Source organism: Bacillus sp. F9_6S_D1_P_5, assembly GCF_054823925.1.
On the sequence record NZ_JBTREW010000021.1, the window covers coordinates 67,537 to 86,662 of the forward strand.

Genomic DNA, 19,126 nt, shown 5'->3' on the forward strand with positions numbered 1-19,126 from the left:
ATCTGACCGTCTTTCCCTTCATAAAGACAATACTATCTTCACTACGAAAAAGATGCTCTAGGACTGTAATTCGCTCTTGTTTTTGTACTGGTTCGCACCAACCACCAGCTCTCTGTTACAGGGAAACAACAACTACTGCTTTTCCTTTCAACGCATGAATATTAAATTTTCAAGTTGGACCACTAAAATACAAAAAGTCCCTACTGAATAAATCAGTAGGGACGATATTTATCGCGGTACCACCCTAGTTGTAGACTAACTTTCCGTCTACCTCTCTTCACTGTTAACGATCAATTGACCGCTTTTTCTTCATAAAGACGAAATTATCTTTACTACGAAAAAGATGCTCCAAGACTGTAATTCATGATTATCCCTGTACTGGTTCACACCAACCACCAGCTCTCTGTTACAGTAAGACTAACCACTACTGTGATCTCTTCATTGCACTTTGTTTATTCAAATGTTTTTGAAATTGAATAAGTATGATTCGTATTATAGAACGCTTTTCAAAACACTGTCAACAACTTTTTATATATTTTTTAAAATTCCACTTCCGCCCTACATTTCTTCTTGTAAATTCTCCATAACAATTCCGATGCGAATTATCTCATTATCTATTGTATTTAGTACATTTTTTTCTACTCCATACCGAGATAATACTTCTTTTATTTGAATGATTTCCGTTTCAAGTAAATCGGCTTCCTGAAGCGTTTGTAGTAAAGTGAAAAATACATTTGCATACAATTCTTTATACATTTTTATACTTTCTGTCTTTTCAAGCATTTCATTAAATAACTGTTTTAACTCCGTTTGATTCCCTTTGCCACCCACGCCCGAAAATGTTTTACATATTATCGATAAACCTCTTTCTACTATTTCATCCATAAATAAAATAATACGTAAAAGCATTACATATTCTCTAGCTGTGATTTCACCCATTTTCGGTCGCTCTCGCAAAAATATACTAAACCAAGCTGCCCAAAATTTTTGTTGTTCTTTTACACTTAACGTTTTGACGTAATAGCATAAAAACTGCATAAATTTAATTTTATTTTCTTCGTTTTCTTGTATAAGCAACGGGTATAACCACTCTGTTTTTTGCTCCCAATACAGTACACATTTAATAAATACAAAACTGAGCCATTTCAAAAAAGCTTCCCTCGTATGCGGATGTAATACTTCCAAATGTTCTACCGCATACTTAATAAATCGCTTCATCTCTGTAAATAAAGGTAAATTGATTTGCGTGTAACATAAACCTGCCCATGCATATTTCGTAATCTCATTTTCCTTCTTTAAATCTAAGTACGGTAACAAATATTTTCGGCACCATTGTTTCTCAATATGATAAAGAAATGTTATATCTGCTACTAAACGAGCTAACATGTAATTTGTCCGCTCTGAACTAACTCTTACTTGTTCTTCAAATAAAAATAAATATTCATATACATTTCGATCGTATAAATGATCATATGATAACAGTTTTAATAACACTGCTGTCATTTTTCCAACAGGGTGCTGGATGGATTCATTGTAAAAATCTTGTTTTCCAAGTTTAAAATCTGTATCACTTTTCATTACTTGAGGGAATACCGAAAAAGCAAACCGTTTCACGTTGCGTATGCTATTTTCGTCTAATTCTTCTAATCGGTTACTAATTTCATATAGAAAGCTGCTAATTAACCAATGAAAAGCAGTATTTCTAACAAATTTCTGCAATAGCGGAATAACTTTTTGGATTTGTTCATTTGTCAGTCCTCGGTTATTTCGCCACTCTCTAATACAAACAAACCACACTTCATTACTTATTTCGTGCATGCTCACTAATTGATAAGCAAATGAAATACTCCATTCTGTATTCAATTTACATGCTTTCGATAACATCTCTAAAAAATGACGTTGTTCAAAAACACCGTCTTGAGAAAATTGACGAACTTGCTTCATAATTTCATCGTCTTCCAGCTGTAATAATCCATCAGCAGTTACATTACAAGTAATACTTTGTTCTGTGGTTTCTTTCTTTTGTACACTGTATCGATCAGAATGAAAGTGAGGATGCTTTTGCTTCATTACCTCATAACCTTTTGCTGTAGAGGGACTATTCGAATCACAAGTGAATAATAAATCTAACACGAAACAAACATCAAATGCCCTCTCCTCTGCAAGATCCTTAAGTACTATTTGAATGACTTCTTCCTTTGTTTTTTCTAAAGAGAGTGCAAAATGATTTTTTATAAGCTGAAAAACTTCCTGTTTATACGTGACATCTAAAAGAAGTCCTTCTTGTAACAACCATTTCATTTTGTCATCGGCGCTAACGAATATATTTTTATTCATCGCATCAATTGCAATTCGGTTTTGAAGTATGCTGTTTGCTTCTATCATTTCTGTAATATAATAATTTGCTTTTTTCTCATTGTTTTCACATAAATAAGCTAAACACTCTTTTACAATTTGAATTAAAAACGCAAGATCATTTTGCTGAAACTCTTTTTCTACATTTTCCTTATCTCTTTTTTTCAATGCCGTTTGCCTTAGTGATAACATTCGCATCTTTTCTATACCCATCATCATAATTGGTACGGCGTAATAGGCAATATGCGGTTTCATCTTCTCATTCCAAATTTGCTCCACATACGAAAATGTCGATACTGGTAAGCGACTTGATTCCTCAAGCTCTATTGATTCTTGCGTATCATTTCCCCATTTCCTCTCCCGCTTCAATTTAAGTTTTCCGTCCAAAATAAACGTTAGTAACAATAAAGCAATCTCTTTATGCTCAGGAAAAGAACATTTTTGCAGTAAATAAGAAATTGTTTCAATTGATTTACTATCTTTTTCAGCTGTTTCTAGTAAAAGAAGTGTCCATCTCGCAAACAACAATGGGTCCATCTCAATTTTCGTCTCGTTTAAGTAACTACAAATTGTTCTCCATAATAACGGAGATAGTTTAGAATGATTTTTAAAAATTAATTGAAATAATTCTTTTTGATGACTAAAAAGAAATTGTTCCACTAACCATTCTGCAAGTAGTTCATCTACCTCATTATAGATTGATGTAACTAAAAACAAGTTTTGTAATTTTCCTTCTGCTTCAAGCCATTCCACCCATTCATAATCATGAGCAAATTCAACAAAGTAGCGAACTGTTTCAATTTTTTTTATTGATTGTTTTATGTATGATAATTGTTCCTGCTCTACTGAAGGTGGAACTGTTACTATGTCACGAATGCGCATTCGTTTTGTAATATAATTATCCCCCATTAATTCTGCCCATCGCTTCACTGCTTTAACGAGAGATTGATGATTATTACCTTTATTCGGATATACAATCGGCCGTATTCCTAAATGCTCCCAGTGGTACGTATTTTCCCCTTGCGCAACAAAAGCATAACGCCTTGTACTTGGTGGTAAACCAGTCGCTAAATATTTCATTACTGGGTCATTATGGCTATATCCAACGAATAAAACGGTGTAATTCGAGAATAAATCAACTAAAAATCTTCTTGCCCACCCTTCCGTCAAGTAAGCCCTTCCAAAATCACCATCTGTTAAAATTAACGCTTCTTTCTCTTGTTCTATATTTCCATGTATGTAAGCAAGTCCTTTAAACGCTCTACCTGTAGGTAATGCAGGTGCATAATATACGTTTAATTCTCTATTCATTTCTTTCATCGCAGTTGTAAAATGTCGATCAAAATTTGTCGTTACAATGCGGACTTCTGTATCTAAAGGAAACAACCTCGGAATCGCATAATGAAGCGGATTCGGCTTTGACTTTTCAGTATGGACTAAATCTCTCGCAACTTGATGCACATCTTTTGTTTTCGCAATTTTACCAAGATAATAATCATGAGGTTCAGTTATTTCACGTGTTTCTACATATAAGGTTTTCGCAATTTCGTCAACTAGATCATCAAAATTCGGTAAGTTTGATTTCCCTTTCATAGAAACTCCCGCTCCAACAAATAGTACTAACTTTCCTTGTTCAAGATGATCGATTAACTCATCTGGAATTTCTACTTCTGAAGTAATCCACACCTAGGATTCCCCCTTACCTAAAAATATCATATACTCTCATTTTACTATAACATTTTTTCGTTATTTTTATAATATTTAGACTACAATTCAAACATGAAAAAGTTTTATGTAAATAAATCTGTAATAATGTATGAACTCCTGAGTTTATTGTAAAACTATGTATAAATCGGAGGTGTAAATATTGAATGGTTTTACTGTAGTACTTATCAAGTTTATATCGTGCGTTATCGCATTTAGTATTGGACTCGCTTTATTTTTCCCTGCAACGTTCGTCCAAATTATTTCATTCAGTCTTTTTGTTACAATCGTATCCTATATGTTCGTTGATAAAATCATATTAAACCGAATAGGCAATACTGGTGCCATTATGTCGGATTTCTTACTAACGTATTTAAGCGTATGGATTTTCGGTAATATTTTATTAGACAATTACATGCAAATTGCATGGGGTAGCATCCTTTCTGCCATTGTCTTTACATTATCTGAAGTAATCGTTCATCGCTTCTCTCACTCACACACAAGGCACAACAATGATAACATTCATATTAATCGCCGCTTTGCATATGGTACGGAATTTGCTGAAGAACAGAATATATTAGATAAAGATAAGAAGAAGTAACATTTTGATGCTGGAGCCCTTTTTTAATTATACGGGGCTCCTTTTTATCCTTTCATTATGATACGTGAAATTATATGAACGATTATTTCAAAATATTGATCTACCGACACTATTTCTTATACTAAAAAACTGCCTCTTATTTAGAGGCAGCCACTTTCAAATTTTTTAACATAACAACATGAGCAAACGCTCCAAACACTACATTATGATGCTTCACAATGTCTTCAGCACGTAACACTTCTGTGTCAAACGTACTATGTGCATCACTTACTAACGTTACTTTATACCCTTCACTAAACGCTCTTCGCGTTGTCGTATCCACACAGTACTCTGTTTGCATTCCTGAAATAATAACGTGTTCAATTCCTTTTTCTTGTAATACTTCGTTTAAGTTAGTCTTATGGAATGAATCTGGCGTCGTTTTTTCAACGATGGTGTCCCCTTCTTGCGGAGCAATCGCCTCATGTACTTTCCATCCCTCGGTACCTTTTTCTAACGGATGATCTTTCGGCCCGTTATGTTGTACATAAATAACTGGAATATCATTTGAACGACATTCCCTAATTAGTTCTTGCAATATTTCTAAAAACTTTTCCCCGTTATGTACTGGCATTCCTGCTGTATACATACCTGCTTGCACATCAATTACTATTAAAGCTTTTTTCATTTCGCGCAGCCCCCTTTGTTTGTACTCCATCATCCAACAATCCTCTAATTTCCCCTCATGTAGCTCATGTTCTTTTAAAATCTTCACCTTTTTAAATCCGCATTTTTCATAACATTTTAACGCGCGTTCATTATTTACTTTCGGGTCCATTGCGATTGCTTCTGCTCCCGTGTTCTCCATAATATATGTAATTGCTGCCTGAACGAGTTTCGTTCCAATTCCTTTTTCCCAATATGTCGGCTCACCGATAAATTGATCCATTCCCCATACATTTTGAGATTCTTTATAGCCATATAATGCTTTCCACTCAGAATCAACTGGATACATTTGAATGTAACCAATCGGCATATTATCAAACTCTATTACACATCTTTTTTCATGACTATTTGGATTATGTATAAAATGATCCAGTACCATTTCTACAGACTGCGGATTATCTCGCCCTTCGTAATACTGCAAGACTTCTTGGTCTGTTAACCATTTTGAAATGATCTGTGCATCCTCTTCTTTTCCGTACCGTACCGATACATTATCTTTTTGAAATAACATAGAATACCTCTTTTTAATTATTTATATTTTTCCTTGTTGTGAAATCTTTCATTGCACCTATTAATGCGTATGGTAACAATGTAATCGCAAAAAATGCAGTAAACAAATTAAAATGAGGAATTTCATATGGAGTGAACCATTCCGTGAAAAATTCAGACTGTAAAATTCTATTTAAAAACTCTCCACTTGGCTTAAAATTTGGTGCCCATCCTGTAATCTCACAAGTAATAAATAGTAATTGAACAATTATAAATGCCCCTAGATAGCGAAACCATGTCCGTTTCCAAATCGGCTGCGCTTTATTTAATTCATGTTCCATCTAGCTCCCACCTTTTTATTTCCATCCTATTAATTATACACTTTTCACAGTTTATTTGTTAAAATTTTCTATATAATCATTCGTAATGGGGAGAATTCATTATGTCTAATCCTATACATAAATCAACATTAATCATTCTTAGAGGAAACTCTGCAAGTGGTAAAACAACAATCGCAAAGCAACTACAAGAACATTTCGGACATGGTACACTTTTAGTATCACAGGATGTTGTACGTAGAGATATGCTTAGAGTACACGATATGATGGGTAATTTATCACATGATTTACTATGTGAAATTACAAAGTATGGAAAAGGAAAATGTGAGTTTGTTATTTTAGAAGGTATTTTAAACAGTCGAAGATACGGTAAAATGTTGAAAGAATTAATACATTTTTTTGAAGGAAACGCCTATACATATTACTTTGATTTATCGTTAAACGAAACGATTCGACGACATAATACAAGGGAAAAAAGGCATGAATTTGGTGAAGATTCCCTAAAAAAATGGTATAATCCGCACGATACCATTAAGGTTGCCAGAGAAACTATTTTTACAGATAACTTTACGCAAAAAGATATATTTGATGCAATTCTTAATGATGTTGCAATCAAAAAACAAGACTAACATAATATGTTAGTCTTGTTATGTACTTTGTATTTCAGTTTTTATAATTGAACAATCTTTACATAAATAATAGTATATATTCATTTCCCCAAACTGGAAATCAACTACTGAAATCAGTCCGCGTTCCTCGACATCTTGTGTAATTGTAGCAACATACTTCATCTCTTTAGAACAAGTTGGACACGCCAAATTCTCTGGAAGATCATCATATAATGGTGCCCCTAATAATCTACATACATATTCAGAACCGAACAAATCAAAAGCTTCCCAGTAACTACCTTCATCTATAGGTATGTCATCATTTTTCATATTTATAAGCTTTACCGTTGTTTTTGGTAATGAAACTGGTAACTTATATTCCTCTTCCATTATCCATTCTTCTGTATTTTGCTGCTGTATGATTTGAATTGTTTTACCTCCACTCCATCACTTAACTGAAAATATTGCGGTTCCCACACCATCGCGCAGTTCAAACATGAAACGAATGGTAAAATATTTAGTTCATTACTTTTAAGTTCAGTAAGTCTATCATCTTTTAAATCAAAACAGAGAATTTGATGCATCTTCTCACTACATAACTTACATACTGGCAAATTGCAATCTTCACCACCAAAATAATGATTATAGGAATCTTTCCCCTCAATTACTCTATACCCTTTCAACCCATTGCAATGTGCGCCATATAATTCTGTTGTCATATTCTATCCTCGCTTTAAATAGATCTAATCCAATTCATTATAAATAAAACTAACACTAGAATACACCTATACTTTAAACTTAATTACACTATTACGAGTGAAAGTACATAGTAAATGATTTGATATATAATATATTTACTTTTTCTTTCCTAGTATCAATTATATTTACTCAAAAATAAAAGTCAGCCTCAATAAAGAGAACTGACTTCCATCTAGATAACTATATTTATTAAAGAATTTTAACTTTAACAGTTTGTCTTCCCCAATTCATAGCTTTACTTTTTGAACCCATTAAAACATCAATACGATTTCCTTTAATAGCACTTCCCGTATCACCAGCGATAGCTTCTCCATAACCTTCTACCCAGACTTTAGATCCTAATGGGATTACTTTCGGATCAACTGCGATAATCCTCATATTCGGATTAGCCGTTAAATCATGCCCCATCGCAGTTAAAACGCGTCCACCATAAGTACCATTCTCACTTGGATCCGCTGTATATGCTGTCGCTATTACCGTTAATTCACGTTTAGCAGACTGTATGTTATTTTTAGACTCTTCTTTTACTTTTGCTTCTTCCTTAGCCTTCGCTATTTCTCTTGCTTTCTCTTCTTCCTTAGCCTTTGCTATTTCTCTTGCTTTCTCTTCTTCTTTAGCCTTTGCTATTTCTCTTGCTTTGGCCTCTTCCTTAGCTTTTGCTATTTCTCTTGCTTTCTCTTCTTCTTTAGCCTTTGCTATTTCTCTTGCTTTGGCCTCTTCCTTAGCTTTTGCTATTTCTCTTGCTTTCTCTTCTTCTTTAGCCTTTGCTACTTCTCTTGCTTTCTCTTCTTCTTTAGCTTTTGCTATTTCTCTTGCTTTCTCTTCTTCTTTAGCTTTTGCTTCTTCTTGGGCTTTCACTTCTTCTTTTGGCTTAACTACTTCTTGTACTTTCACTTCTTCCTTAGGCTTAACTACTTCTTGTACTTTCACTTCTTCTTTTGGCTTAACTACTTCTTGTACTTTCACTTCTTCCTTAGGCTTAACTACTTCTTGTACTTTCGTTTCTTCCTTAGGTTTAACTACTTCTTGTACTTTCGCTTCTTCCTTAGGCTTTGTTACTTCTTGTACTTTCGTTTCTTCCTTAGGTTTAACTACTTCTTGTACTTTCGTTTCTTCCTTAGGTTTAACTACTTCTTGTACTTTCGTTTCTTCCTTAGGCTTTGTTACTTCTTGTACTTTCGCTTCTTCCTTATGCTTTGCTATCTTTTGTGCTTTAACTTCATCCTTAGCTTTAACCGTTTTTTGTACTTTCGCTTCTTGCTTCGTTTTCTCTTTCGCTTTTTTTTCAACTGGTGCTGTACTTGATAGGAAAGAAACATTTACATAAGCTGTTTTTCCTTTATACTCAAATTGTAACCAACCATCTTTTACTTGATGCGTTGATTCAATTACATCATCTGTTTTTAGTCTGCCAAGTATTTCTGATTCTGTACTTGCATCAGAACGGACATTTAACAAATTCGCTGTTACATAATACACATCTTTTGTAAACTCCGCACTTACAAAGACTTCTTTACCATTTAAATCAATTTTGGACCATCCTTCTTCCGTATGTATAACCTTTAACTTTTCTCCTTCTTTTACTTTTTTGACAACTTTTGATTCCGTAGTCGGTTTTTCACGTACGTTGAGTACATCTGCTGTTACGATTGTTTCTGCAGTAGCAACTGTGGTAAATGTCCCCATCCCAAAAACTGTTGCTGTAGCTGCGCCAATTATTTTTTTCATAGTAGCCTCCATTACGTTTTTTTGACTTCTATTATATCAAATGCTTCCATAAAATCAGGTATTTTCACAGAATATCAAAACTTTTGTAACAATATATTAATACTACTTAATATATTGTTGTTCAAAACATCCTTTTTCTTCAAGAATATCAAATTTATAGATTTGCGTTCTATACATAAAAAATCACCTCATCATATATAAAATGAGGTGAGCGAAAGGCTATTTGTTTAAGAATTTCTACAGTTATCTTTCTTGATTATCATAATATGTTTTATCTGCATATTTTTTATCATTTCCTTTTAAATACGCTAAGATTATTTTTGGATTTTTAACTAAAGTCCAATCTCCATATGTATCAAATCTTCTGCACGAAGTTATCATTCCATTTTTTATTGTACCGAACTTCTTATTTTGTTGTTTTCCCCATTCTTTTAACCGTTTTGCAAAATCTGCATCTTCTGCCATAAGCATATTTTCATTAAATCCATTAATCGCCATAAAGTCTTTTCTATAGCACCAAAAAATCCCGACAGATATAGCGCCGTACTTAAAAAATAATGGGATTATTATTAACAATGCGGAAACAAATATTCCTAAAGATATTCTTTCAAACTTACCAGTTACCCCGCCGCCAATATATTTACCTGAAACTAAATATTTGTCTACGTTAGACAAAAAAGACTCTGTCATTTGCGTATCAGCATCTATAGTAATGATTATTTCTCCAGTAGCTATCGCGGCTCCTGCATTTCGGATTTTTGATAAATTTTTATCGTCATTTTTTAATGTAATACAGTTATACCCCTTTGCTATTTCTTCTGTTTTATCTGTACAACGATTTAAAACCACTATCACTTCAGTTTGATCTTTATATACTTCCGCTGCCTTTGAAATTGAATCTAAACATTTTCCAATGTACTTTTCTTCATTATGCGCAGGGATTATAATAGAAAACTTTATATCTTTCCTTAAATCGTTTCCTGAAGATTCAGTCATTCCTTTCATGACACACCCCTTTTTATAAAATGAATTTTCACTCTATATAACATATATTAATATTTATGAGTCTGTATTATAAAAACTAAAAATATGCTAAAAGTCACTTAGAATTCTTCTATTAAAACAAAATTAAACAATAGTTTTATACTACATAGTTATCGCGATTCCTGCCAAAAACAAACTTACGATCGCTAAAAATTTTGTGCCGACTATAGCCCCTCTTAAATGAAACTTATAGTCTTTGTATCCTTTCATGCCTTCTGTACTAGGAATAACAACAAATCTTGGGGTAATCCAGCAACAGATGAGCCAATCCAGTATAAATAAATCTACTACATTAAAAATCATTAAAATACCAAAAGTATGTAAATAGGCATCAATATATAATAATTTTTCATGTTTATGTAATATATATGTAGAAACGAAAGGAGTACCGAAAAGAATAGCATTATATGCAATGTTAAAATAAATCGTTTGCTTTTTTTCATGAATCGATTTTGGAAAAACTACCTTTTGAATATCTTTCGGATACTCAGTTAACGAAAGACGAGGATTATAATATAAAGATCCTAAAATCATTACGGATAATACAATAGACATAATGACACCAACGTACATCATTTGCTCAAATGAACTCATAAGCACCATTCACCCTTTTCTGTATTCGCTCCATAGTACACGTACTTAATTACTTATTGTATGTACCGCATCAATCAAAAATTATCAATTCACTTTATCAATCATTTTATAATTGAAATTATGATTTACTTATCATTTATCTTTTCTGAAGAACAATAAAAATTAGTTTGGAAGAATATTATGTAAAAGCTATATTTTACTAAATTTAAAGAAATAGATTTTAATTTATATTTCCAACTCGTATCAAATAAAGAAGTAACGGCGCAAATTACCGAACATGCTATTCCATTAGATGAAGCGAAAAATGACTTTACAAGGCTGTTAAAGCGCAATGAAAACCATCAACTATTCGGTTCTTATAAAGTATATGATTCTATTACAAATGAGTATATTGCTCTTGGACATGTTACGGTAAACGAGGATAATGTAAAAGAAGCTGAAATTGGTTATATGATTTTGCCAGAGCACTGGGGAAGAAGATATGGTAGCAGTATTGCAAAGGAACTCATCAATATAGAGAAGTAGACCGATATAAACGTACTAAAAGCAATTATCAATCCAAGTAATATCCTCTCTCGCAAAATTTTAATACATATAGGTTTTACATGCGAGAAAGTTTGTGAGATTGATGGGTTGCCTGGGGAGATATTATGTACATATATTTAACTAAATAAGAGGAGATACTACTAGTAGTATCTCCTCTTCCTCTTAGCCATCATCTCATGAAATGGTGGCTTTTTCTATTTACCATTATTCATAATTTCAAATTGAAGTCTACGTTATTTATAGCAGACAATCAATCTTCCTACTATACAATAGAAAACATCATATACACTCCAACTACGAAGAATACAGCTAATGTCTTAATTATCGTAATACCAAAAATCTCTTTATAAGCTTCCCGGTGCGTTAATCCGGTAACTGCAAGTAAAGTTATAACCGCTCCGTTATGAGGTAAAGTATCCATACCTCCTGCCGCCATTGCAATTACACGATGTAGCACATCTAACGGAATATCAAAGTTCGCTGCCGCTTCAATATATTTTTCTGCCATTAAACCTAGTGTAATACTCATTCCACCTGATCCTGATCCTGTCAGTCCGCATAATATATTTGTCATGACCGCTCCACTAATTAAAGGATTTGAGAAAGTCCCCGTTAAATAGTTTTGAATCATGACAAATCCAGGTAAAGCTGCTATTACGGCACCAAATCCATATTCAGCTGCAGTGTTCATAGATGCTAAGATTGAACCACTTACACCCACACTTGTAATAGATTGAAAATGCTCTTTTACCGCTTGGAAGTTTAATAATATAGCTGACAATATTCCAATAAGAAGTGCCATTTCCACTGACCAAATCCCCACGACTTGTCCCATATCTATTGTTCCGTACTCCTTCAAACCTATGGATGCAAAATCAAATCCCTTTGTATACCAAACAGGAATGAATTCTGTAAAGACTTTATTCATCACTCCAACCAGTACAAGCGGAAGAAATGCTATCCAGTAACTAACTGGAATTACATCGCTGGAAGCAATCGGGTTTTGTACCAATTGCGCGCTAGTTGTAGCAGCCATCTCAGAAGTAGCACCGCCTTTTCCGAAATACCCTTCTCCCTTAGCAGCAGCCTTCTTACTGCATCTTTCCAAATATAACATACCACATATAAAAATAAACAGTGCTCCTATAATCCCTAATGTAGGAGCGGCATAAATATCTGTTTTAAAGAACGTAGTTGGAATAACATTTTGGATTTGAGGCGATCCAGGAAGTGAATCCATCGAAAACGTAAATGCACTGAATGCAATTGTTGCAGGAATGAGACGTTTCGGAATATCCGCCTCACGAAATAATTGCGCCGCAAATGGATAAATCGCAAATACTGCGACAAATAAACTGACACCACTATATGTAAGAATGGCTCCCATTAATACGATGGAAAGAATTGCTCTTTTCACGCCTATAAAACGGATAATAATTTTCGCGATTTTTTCTGCTATTCCAGTGATTTCTACCACTTTACCGAATATCGCTCCAAGCAAAAATACAGGGAAATATAATTTTATAAATCCGACCATCTTCGCCATAAAAACATTAGAAAAGAATGGTAAAACATTCGCCGGTTCTGTTAAAAATACAGCGAGCAACGCACATAACGGAGCGAATAAAATGACTGAAAATCCTCGGTAAGCCACAAAAATAAGTAAGCCAAGCGATAACAATACAATCAATAAATCCATAACCCCAATCCCCCTCAATTATATGGATTTTTTAACTTTGTATCCTTTTCTGTTTGTATATATTTTAGTAATTCCTGCCAAAGGCAGGAATTACTTTTTTGCATATTATAGTTATAGCTTTTTATTTATGATGAAAAATTGGTGCCCTCTTTTCTATAAAGGCCTCCACTCCCTCTCTTACATCACTTGTTTGAAACACATGTCCGAAATTCTCAGCTTCTATTTTTAATCCCTCCTCAAGAGAAGCAGATAATCCCTTATTGATAGATTGCTTCATCAAGGATAAAGCAGGAAGAGAAAACCGAGCCATTTTCACAGCTAGTTCCTTCGCCTTATTCAGCGATTCGCCACGCGGAACAACATGATTCACCAACCCAACTCGCCAAGCTACTTCGGCAGTGAGTGGTTCACCAGTAAACATCATTTCTTTCGCACTTGCAGTTCCAATTAACCGTGGTAAACGTTGCGTTCCTCCTGCACCTGGAAACAAACCTAACTTCACTTCTGGAAGCCCGATTTGGGCGTGTTCTTCTATAATCCGTAAATCACATGATAAAGCTAATTCACACCCGCCCCCAAGCGCTAATCCGTTAATAGTAGCAATTACAGGCTTCGGCAATCTTTCTATTTTATTTAACGGATTCTGAAGCCACAATGATTTTTCCTCTGCATATCCACTCCCTTTCCCAATCCATTCCGGAAACGACTTAATGTCTCCTCCTGCAACGAAGGCCTTTTCTCCAGCTCCAGTTAGAAGTACAGCAATTACTTCATCATCCTGTTCTATTTCACCGACCACTACCGTCAGTTGCTCTATCACAGCAACGCTCAGTACATTCACAGGAGGATTATCAATGATAATCGTTGCGATCCCATCTTCTTTGGACCATGAAACAACCCGCTTATTTTCCAATCTAATCCCTTCTTTCCAATATGTAATAAGGTAAAATTAGCACATTAAATTGTTCTTTTAATTACATAACCGACCTGTTCGCGATCCCAAGCGCCACTGATTCCTTCCTCCTTCAGCTTGAACTTTTGAATCCGTTCCGTTGCGGTTTTTGGAAAAGTTTCACTGAACTGAACATAACGAGGTACCATGAAGTAAGCCATGCGTTCTTGACACCAATCTATAATCTCTTCATGGGACATCGTCTCTCCTTTCTTTATAATCACATATAATTTAACATCCTCTTCTCCCACTTCTGATGGGACACCGATGGCCGCCGATTCCATTACTTTTGGATGATTATTTACAACTTTTTCGATTTCCCAAGAGGAGATATTTTCACCACGCCTCCTGATACATTGTTTGATTCGATCGCAAAAATATAAGTAACCTTCTTCATCTAGATAACCACGATCTCCTGTATGGAACCATCCCTCCATCATCGCCTCTTCTGTTTTATCAAGCATTTTAAAATAGCCTTCCATGAACGCTTGCCCCTGTAAGGAACGAATAAAAATCTCTCCAATTTCACCAGTCCGTGCTTCATTTCCATCTTCATTGACAATTTTCGTCTCTACGTAAGAATATGGTTTTCCTATAGAAGGTGGCTTATTGGCATGCAATGGATTCGTTACACAAAAACCCGTCGTTTCAGTTAATCCGTAACCTTCCACAATCCGGACGCCAAACCGTTCCTCAAATGGCTTCCAAAACTCCTTAGGCGTAGCGGCGCAAGCCGTCACCCTTACTAAATTGTCATTATCGTCTTCCTTTACTGGCTGCTTGCAGAGAATAGGAATCATAGATCCTAAAGAATTAAAAATGGTTGCGCCATGACTTCGAATTTCATCCCAAAATCTAGAAGCACTAAAACGCTTACCAAGAGCAATCGTCGCATTGGAAGAAATAGATCCAAGTACTGTATGGGCCTGAGCGTTTATATGAAATAACGGAAGCGCTGTAAATAAGACATCTGTTAAACTTGCACCAACCATATAATTGGCAAATGACTGCGCAGAATTTACATATGCAGAATGACTTAACATGACCCCTTTAGGTAAGCCAGTTGTTCCTGAGGTATAAAGGATACTGTTAATAGAAGTGGAGGAAACAAATGTAGTTGGAAAGTGATGATTATTTGTATTTAGTACATCTTTCAATTCAATTACTGATTTATCTTTACCATCACCTGCAATGACCACGCTTTCATTTTTTCCGTAAGAAACAATTTGAATGTCCCTATGTATACATGACAAACAAGAGGCAATTTGAAGAACAAATTCCTTATCAACGATAATTAACTTACAATCAGAGTGAGATACAATATACTGTAAACCTTCTCCTTTTAAATGCACATTCAGAGGCACCGCAATTGCTCCCATAAAAGATAAAGCAAACCATACATCCAAATATTCAGGAGTGTTATGAAGCATAATACAAACCTTGTCTCCTTTTTGAATACCAAGCTCACAAAATCCCGCTATGGCTCTTGCAATTCGATTATAAAGCTCTTCATATGTAATCCTTTGTTCTTCAAATTGTAAATACACTTTACTTGGTGTTTTTTCGATACTTTGCATAATAAAATGCGGTAAACTTTGATTTTCCAGCATTGAATTCCATCCCCTTCCTGCTAAAATCCTTTTTATTTATATAGCAAGAAACATGCCAAAAATCGACTCATTCCCTATTCCCTTATTCCTTCGTACTCCCCCTTACATGTCTAATTTCACACGTCGCATTTGCGCTACAAATATTAGCAACCATGTCGCAACTATAAGAAAATGTCGCAAAAAAGAGACAATGTTTATTACTACAAACAAAAAAAGGGCCTATTTGCCCTTTACTTTCCTTCATGACATTTCATATTTTTCTATTTTTCGATATAAGCTGGCCCGATGAATTCCTAAAAGATCGGCTGCCTCTTTTATATTTCCAGCTGTTTTTTCCAAAGCTCTCGTAATCGCACGTTTTTCAGCGGATTCCACTTCCACCTGAAGTGAATAACTCCCCTCATCCTGCTCTTGATCCATCGTAATTATTTCGCGATACAACTCTTCTTCCAAATCTTTTTTCCGTAAATAGGCAGGAAGATGATGCACTTGAATAATCATTTCTTCTATAACATTCATCGCTCGTTCTAACACATTCTCTAGCTCTCTAATATTCCCTGGCCAATCATGCTCCATGAATATATCTCTTACTCTCTTATCCAATGAAAGAACGTTACTACCCAGCTCACCATTCAATTTCTTAATTAAAAATTCCGTTATATGTATCATATCTTCTTTTCTCTCTCGCAACGGAGGAATATCAATTTCAAACACATTCAACCTATAATATAAATCCTCCCTAAACTCCCCTCTTTGTACCATTTCACGGAGATTTCGATGTGTCGCCGCAATGAAACGGACATCAACCTTTTGAATTTTCGTACCTCCAATTCTTTCAATCTCTTTCTCTTGCAATACACGAAGCAACTTCACCTGCATATCCAAAGACATATCACCAATTTCGTCTAAAAACAATGTTCCCTTATCGGCTAATTCAATCTTTCCAGGCTTACCGCCTTTTTTCGCTCCTGTAAAAGCCCCTTCTTCGTATCCAAACAATTCAGCCTCCAAAAGCTCCCTTGGAATCGCAGCACAATTCAAACGAATAAATGTGCCACTAGCACGTGGACTTGCACGATGTACCGCATGTGCAAAGAGCTCTTTTCCTGTACCACTTTCTCCTCTTATCAAAACGGTAGACCGGCTTTTAGAAACCTTTAAAGCCATCATTTTAACTTCTTTCATTTTTGCACTCTCTCCTATAATGCTTTGAAAGGAAAGTCGCCCTTCTTGGAGCCGCTGTAATTCAGTTTGATAGTAAGATAACTTTGATTCCATTTCGCTAATTTGATCTCCCAAAGCTTTAAACTGCTGTATATCATGAAACATAATTTTACCAATTGCTCCAATAATCTTGCCTTCCTTTATGATAGGTATGCGCGTTGCAATTATATTCCGATTACTTATACGCTGGATATGTCCAATTTCCATCTGTCCCGTCTTTACGATAATATGCATCCTCGTATTCTCAACAACCTCCGTACAATGCTTTCCAATTGCTTCTTTCGGATCATCAATCCCTAAAAATTGTGCATAAGAACCACTTAAAAAATTGACAATTCCTTGTTCATTTACCCCTAGAATGCACTCAGACAGTAAATTTAGGGCACTTTCATATCGACTTATTATGCTTTCCAAAGACTGTATACTCTTCCCTTTGCTTTCCAGAATGACAATTGATCCGTATTCTGTCTCATTCTGATATACACGTGATTCATTCACAATTAAAACTTGGTTGCCACTCCTACATTCATACCTGTACAAACTATCATTTTGATTCACTACTAACTTTTTACGATCAGGAATAATCGCTGATATATGCTCACCTATTATTTCATTTTCTTTTTTATGTAACATACTACAGAATAGTTTGTTGCTATATGTGATGATTCCACCATGACTTATAACAGCAATTCCGTTATTCATTACCTGAAGAGCCTGACTAGTTACCTGCAAATTCATTCGTTCGTTCATATGCATTTGAAAGCCCCCTATCCAATTGTGCTCGTTCTCGCATGTATTATATATTCATTTTAAATATTTACTTTCCCTTGGTTTTTCCGTTTGAAGTTATAAATTCTTAAACTAGTAATATAGCTCATTAACCAGTGGCTTCTAATTATCTCATCGGCTATTTGCAACATGCAGCAGGGACATGTTTAACACTTACATTGGATACATAAAACAAATTTAATAAAAAGAAAAAACAGTTGACGGATTACCTTCTGTCAACTGTTTTTATTACGAATATTGGTGACGAAACCCATAATTGATAGATTTTCTTTAGCATAAAGTTCGATTTTCAAGATTCCAGCTAAACCATCTCCCATGCCCTTCTGTTTCTCCAACCGTTTCACGATATTCGTTTCCATTAATATAATAATCAATATGAAGGTCCCGGTCCCACATGTTGTTATACAGGTGGAATACATCACGTTTTGCACCGATTTCTTGCACTTGTTTCTCTAACTTACGTTTTACTTGTTCAGGTATTTGATTTGCGACGTGTGTATGGAAAATACAGATTACAGCATCTTCACTTATTCGTTCAATAATAGATGGTAATAGCTCCACACCGTCTCCTTCTATTAATTGGACAGATTCATTTTTCACTAAAGATGCGGCTTGATCAAACATTTCAAGTCTTTCTTTATGTTCTGGCCAAATGAGTGCACGTAGCCATAAATAATCTTCATCACTATGTAAATCATTTACATGCAAGTCTAGTCCAATTCTTTCTATGACAGATGGACTTTCTTTTAGAAAATAAGGCACATTCGCCCCTCTTATTTCAGAAGTTAAATGTACATTCGAATTTATATTTCCGTATGTTTCATCTGTCCCGTACGAATAGCTATATTGGTCCCAGAACAGTTGTAATCCAGAACTTGTGCCAATTTCGATTAACGCTAACGGCTTTTTCACTTTATTAAATATGTAACAGAAACTTGGGTATAAGTATGCACATCGCCTTACTTCATTCGTTTGAACGAGTTTCGTTTGTAATAAAGTAATGATTTCTTCTCGGTACTCTTTACAGAAATTTTTAAAATGATCAAAAGCTTGATCTAAATTTGTATTCGTATTTTCAACTAAGCTACTATAATACGTTTTTACATGATGTTCTTTCCCTGTTAGTAATAAATAATGTACGGCTCCTAATAGTAAGTTTGGGACTGGTTGGCCTGCTTGAGCGTAGGAAGATAGTGTAAGTACTTCCTCATCTTCAGCAATTTGTATTGATAAGTATTCATATAAGTCACTTGACCCTTTACATTCCTTTATTGAAAAATTTCGAAATAAGTTTGCGATTTGTTCTTGTGTACGCATTGGTATCCCTCCTTTTTAATATCACAGAATAATCTTACTATTTAAAGCGCAGAAATTCCATAAA

The 19,126-nt window shown here is 34.8% G+C and carries 13 protein-coding genes, 3 pseudogenes and 2 other annotated features (1 of these 18 cut by a window edge); of the genes and pseudogenes, 3 read left to right on the forward strand and 13 right to left on the reverse strand.

The genetic code is table 11. The features are described 5' to 3' along the window. Window positions 1-160, reverse strand: a binding site (T-box leader) (it extends 76 nt beyond the left edge of the window). A gap of 54 nt (window positions 161-214) precedes the next feature. Next, window positions 215-451 (reverse strand) — a binding site (T-box leader). A 107-nt stretch (window positions 452-558) separates the two neighbouring features. Beyond that, window positions 559-4,041 (reverse strand): DUF4020 domain-containing protein, encoded by a 3,483-nt coding sequence (locus tag ACUXEY_RS22250; protein ID WP_429603377.1) that lies wholly within the window; start codon window positions 4,039-4,041, stop codon window positions 559-561. A gap of 181 nt (window positions 4,042-4,222) precedes the next feature. On the opposite strand from ACUXEY_RS22250, the gene ACUXEY_RS22255 reads away from it, so the two are divergent. After that, entirely contained in the window at window positions 4,223-4,660 is a 438-nt protein-coding gene (locus tag ACUXEY_RS22255) for a YndM family protein (protein WP_327959528.1), read from the forward strand. Window positions 4,661-4,796: 136 nt separating this feature from the next. Here ACUXEY_RS22255 and ACUXEY_RS22260 read toward each other — a convergent pair whose 3' ends face one another. The 3 genes and pseudogenes from ACUXEY_RS22260 to ACUXEY_RS22270 form a co-directional block, all read right to left on the reverse strand. Further along, on the reverse strand, window positions 4,797-5,327 hold the full coding sequence (locus ACUXEY_RS22260; RefSeq protein WP_461301636.1) for a cysteine hydrolase family protein: 531 nt from the start codon (window positions 5,325-5,327) through the stop codon (window positions 4,797-4,799). 15 nt (window positions 5,328-5,342) lie between these two features. Beyond that, window positions 5,343-5,876 (reverse strand): annotated as a pseudogene (locus ACUXEY_RS22265) (GNAT family N-acetyltransferase); the annotation flags it as partial. 13 nt (window positions 5,877-5,889) lie between these two features. Then, window positions 5,890-6,195 carry a YfzA family protein gene (locus tag ACUXEY_RS22270; protein WP_429603378.1) on the reverse strand — a complete coding sequence of 102 codons (306 nt, stop codon included), beginning with the start codon at window positions 6,193-6,195 and terminating at the stop codon, window positions 5,890-5,892. 101 nt (window positions 6,196-6,296) lie between these two features. Here ACUXEY_RS22270 and ACUXEY_RS22275 point away from each other — a divergent pair, with 101 nt between their 5' ends. Then, window positions 6,297-6,821 (forward strand): kinase, encoded by a 525-nt coding sequence (locus ACUXEY_RS22275; RefSeq protein WP_461301621.1) that lies wholly within the window; start codon window positions 6,297-6,299, stop codon window positions 6,819-6,821. A gap of 18 nt (window positions 6,822-6,839) precedes the next feature. Here the strand turns inward: ACUXEY_RS22275 and ACUXEY_RS22280 are convergent. From ACUXEY_RS22280 to ACUXEY_RS22295, 4 genes and pseudogenes are all read right to left on the reverse strand, one after another. Further along, a pseudogene (locus tag ACUXEY_RS22280) lies at window positions 6,840-7,519 on the reverse strand (hypothetical protein). A gap of 229 nt (window positions 7,520-7,748) precedes the next feature. Further along, entirely contained in the window at window positions 7,749-9,287 is a 1,539-nt protein-coding gene (gene entB / locus ACUXEY_RS22285; RefSeq protein ID WP_461301622.1) for a cell wall-binding protein EntB, read from the reverse strand. Between the two features lie 243 nt (window positions 9,288-9,530). After that, the gene (locus ACUXEY_RS22290) at window positions 9,531-10,292 is read right to left on the reverse strand and encodes a glycosyltransferase family 2 protein (protein WP_461301623.1); all 762 of its coding nucleotides are present in this window, start codon (window positions 10,290-10,292) and stop codon (window positions 9,531-9,533) included. 141 nt (window positions 10,293-10,433) lie between these two features. Continuing rightward, on the reverse strand, window positions 10,434-10,925 hold the full coding sequence (locus ACUXEY_RS22295) for a nitroreductase (protein ID WP_461301624.1): 492 nt from the start codon (window positions 10,923-10,925) through the stop codon (window positions 10,434-10,436). A gap of 186 nt (window positions 10,926-11,111) precedes the next feature. Between ACUXEY_RS22295 and ACUXEY_RS22300 the strand changes: the two are divergent. Then, window positions 11,112-11,591: pseudogene (locus ACUXEY_RS22300) on the forward strand (GNAT family N-acetyltransferase); the annotation flags it as partial. Window positions 11,592-11,733: 142 nt separating this feature from the next. On the opposite strand, the gene ACUXEY_RS22305 reads toward ACUXEY_RS22300, so the two are convergent. The 5 genes from ACUXEY_RS22305 to ACUXEY_RS22325 all read right to left on the reverse strand — a co-directional run bounded on the left by ACUXEY_RS22305 (window position 11,734) and on the right by ACUXEY_RS22325 (window position 19,062). Further along, on the reverse strand, window positions 11,734-13,170 hold the full coding sequence (locus tag ACUXEY_RS22305) for a GntP family permease (RefSeq protein ID WP_461301625.1): 1,437 nt from the start codon (window positions 13,168-13,170) through the stop codon (window positions 11,734-11,736). 121 nt (window positions 13,171-13,291) lie between these two features. Beyond that, the gene (locus ACUXEY_RS22310) at window positions 13,292-14,083 is read right to left on the reverse strand and encodes an enoyl-CoA hydratase (RefSeq protein ID WP_461301626.1); all 792 of its coding nucleotides are present in this window, start codon (window positions 14,081-14,083) and stop codon (window positions 13,292-13,294) included. Between the two features lie 44 nt (window positions 14,084-14,127). Further along, a complete protein-coding gene (locus ACUXEY_RS22315; RefSeq protein ID WP_461301627.1) occupies window positions 14,128-15,732 on the reverse strand; it encodes an ATP-dependent acyl-CoA ligase in 1,605 nt (534 codons plus the stop codon). A gap of 240 nt (window positions 15,733-15,972) precedes the next feature. Further along, window positions 15,973-17,712, reverse strand: coding sequence for a sigma 54-interacting transcriptional regulator (locus tag ACUXEY_RS22320; protein WP_461301628.1), 1,740 nt, complete (start codon window positions 17,710-17,712; stop codon window positions 15,973-15,975). 303 nt (window positions 17,713-18,015) lie between these two features. Then, window positions 18,016-19,062: a DUF2332 domain-containing protein gene (locus ACUXEY_RS22325; protein ID WP_461301629.1), complete on the reverse strand. Its 1,047-nt coding sequence runs from the start codon at window positions 19,060-19,062 to the stop codon at window positions 18,016-18,018. Window positions 19,063-19,126 lie beyond the last annotated feature (64 nt).

Excerpts from the sequence above, each read along its gene's own strand:
- ACUXEY_RS22260 (WP_461301636.1), bottom strand. The coding sequence starts at position 5,327 with ATGAAAAAAGCTTTAATAGTAATTGATGTGCAAGCAGGTATGTATACA.
- ACUXEY_RS22270 (WP_429603378.1), bottom strand. The coding sequence starts at position 6,195 with ATGGAACATGAATTAAATAAAGCGCAGCCGATTTGGAAACGGACATGG.
- ACUXEY_RS22275 (WP_461301621.1), top strand. The coding sequence starts at position 6,297 with ATGTCTAATCCTATACATAAATCAACATTAATCATTCTTAGAGGAAAC.
- entB (WP_461301622.1), bottom strand. The coding sequence starts at position 9,287 with ATGAAAAAAATAATTGGCGCAGCTACAGCAACAGTTTTTGGGATGGGG.
- ACUXEY_RS22290 (WP_461301623.1), bottom strand. The coding sequence starts at position 10,292 with ATGAAAGGAATGACTGAATCTTCAGGAAACGATTTAAGGAAAGATATA.
- ACUXEY_RS22295 (WP_461301624.1), bottom strand. The coding sequence starts at position 10,925 with ATGAGTTCATTTGAGCAAATGATGTACGTTGGTGTCATTATGTCTATT.
- ACUXEY_RS22305 (WP_461301625.1), bottom strand. The coding sequence starts at position 13,170 with ATGGATTTATTGATTGTATTGTTATCGCTTGGCTTACTTATTTTTGTG.
- ACUXEY_RS22315 (WP_461301627.1), bottom strand. The coding sequence starts at position 15,732 with ATGCTGGAAAATCAAAGTTTACCGCATTTTATTATGCAAAGTATCGAA.
- ACUXEY_RS22320 (WP_461301628.1), bottom strand. The coding sequence starts at position 17,712 with ATGCATATGAACGAACGAATGAATTTGCAGGTAACTAGTCAGGCTCTT.
- ACUXEY_RS22325 (WP_461301629.1), bottom strand. The coding sequence starts at position 19,062 with ATGCGTACACAAGAACAAATCGCAAACTTATTTCGAAATTTTTCAATA.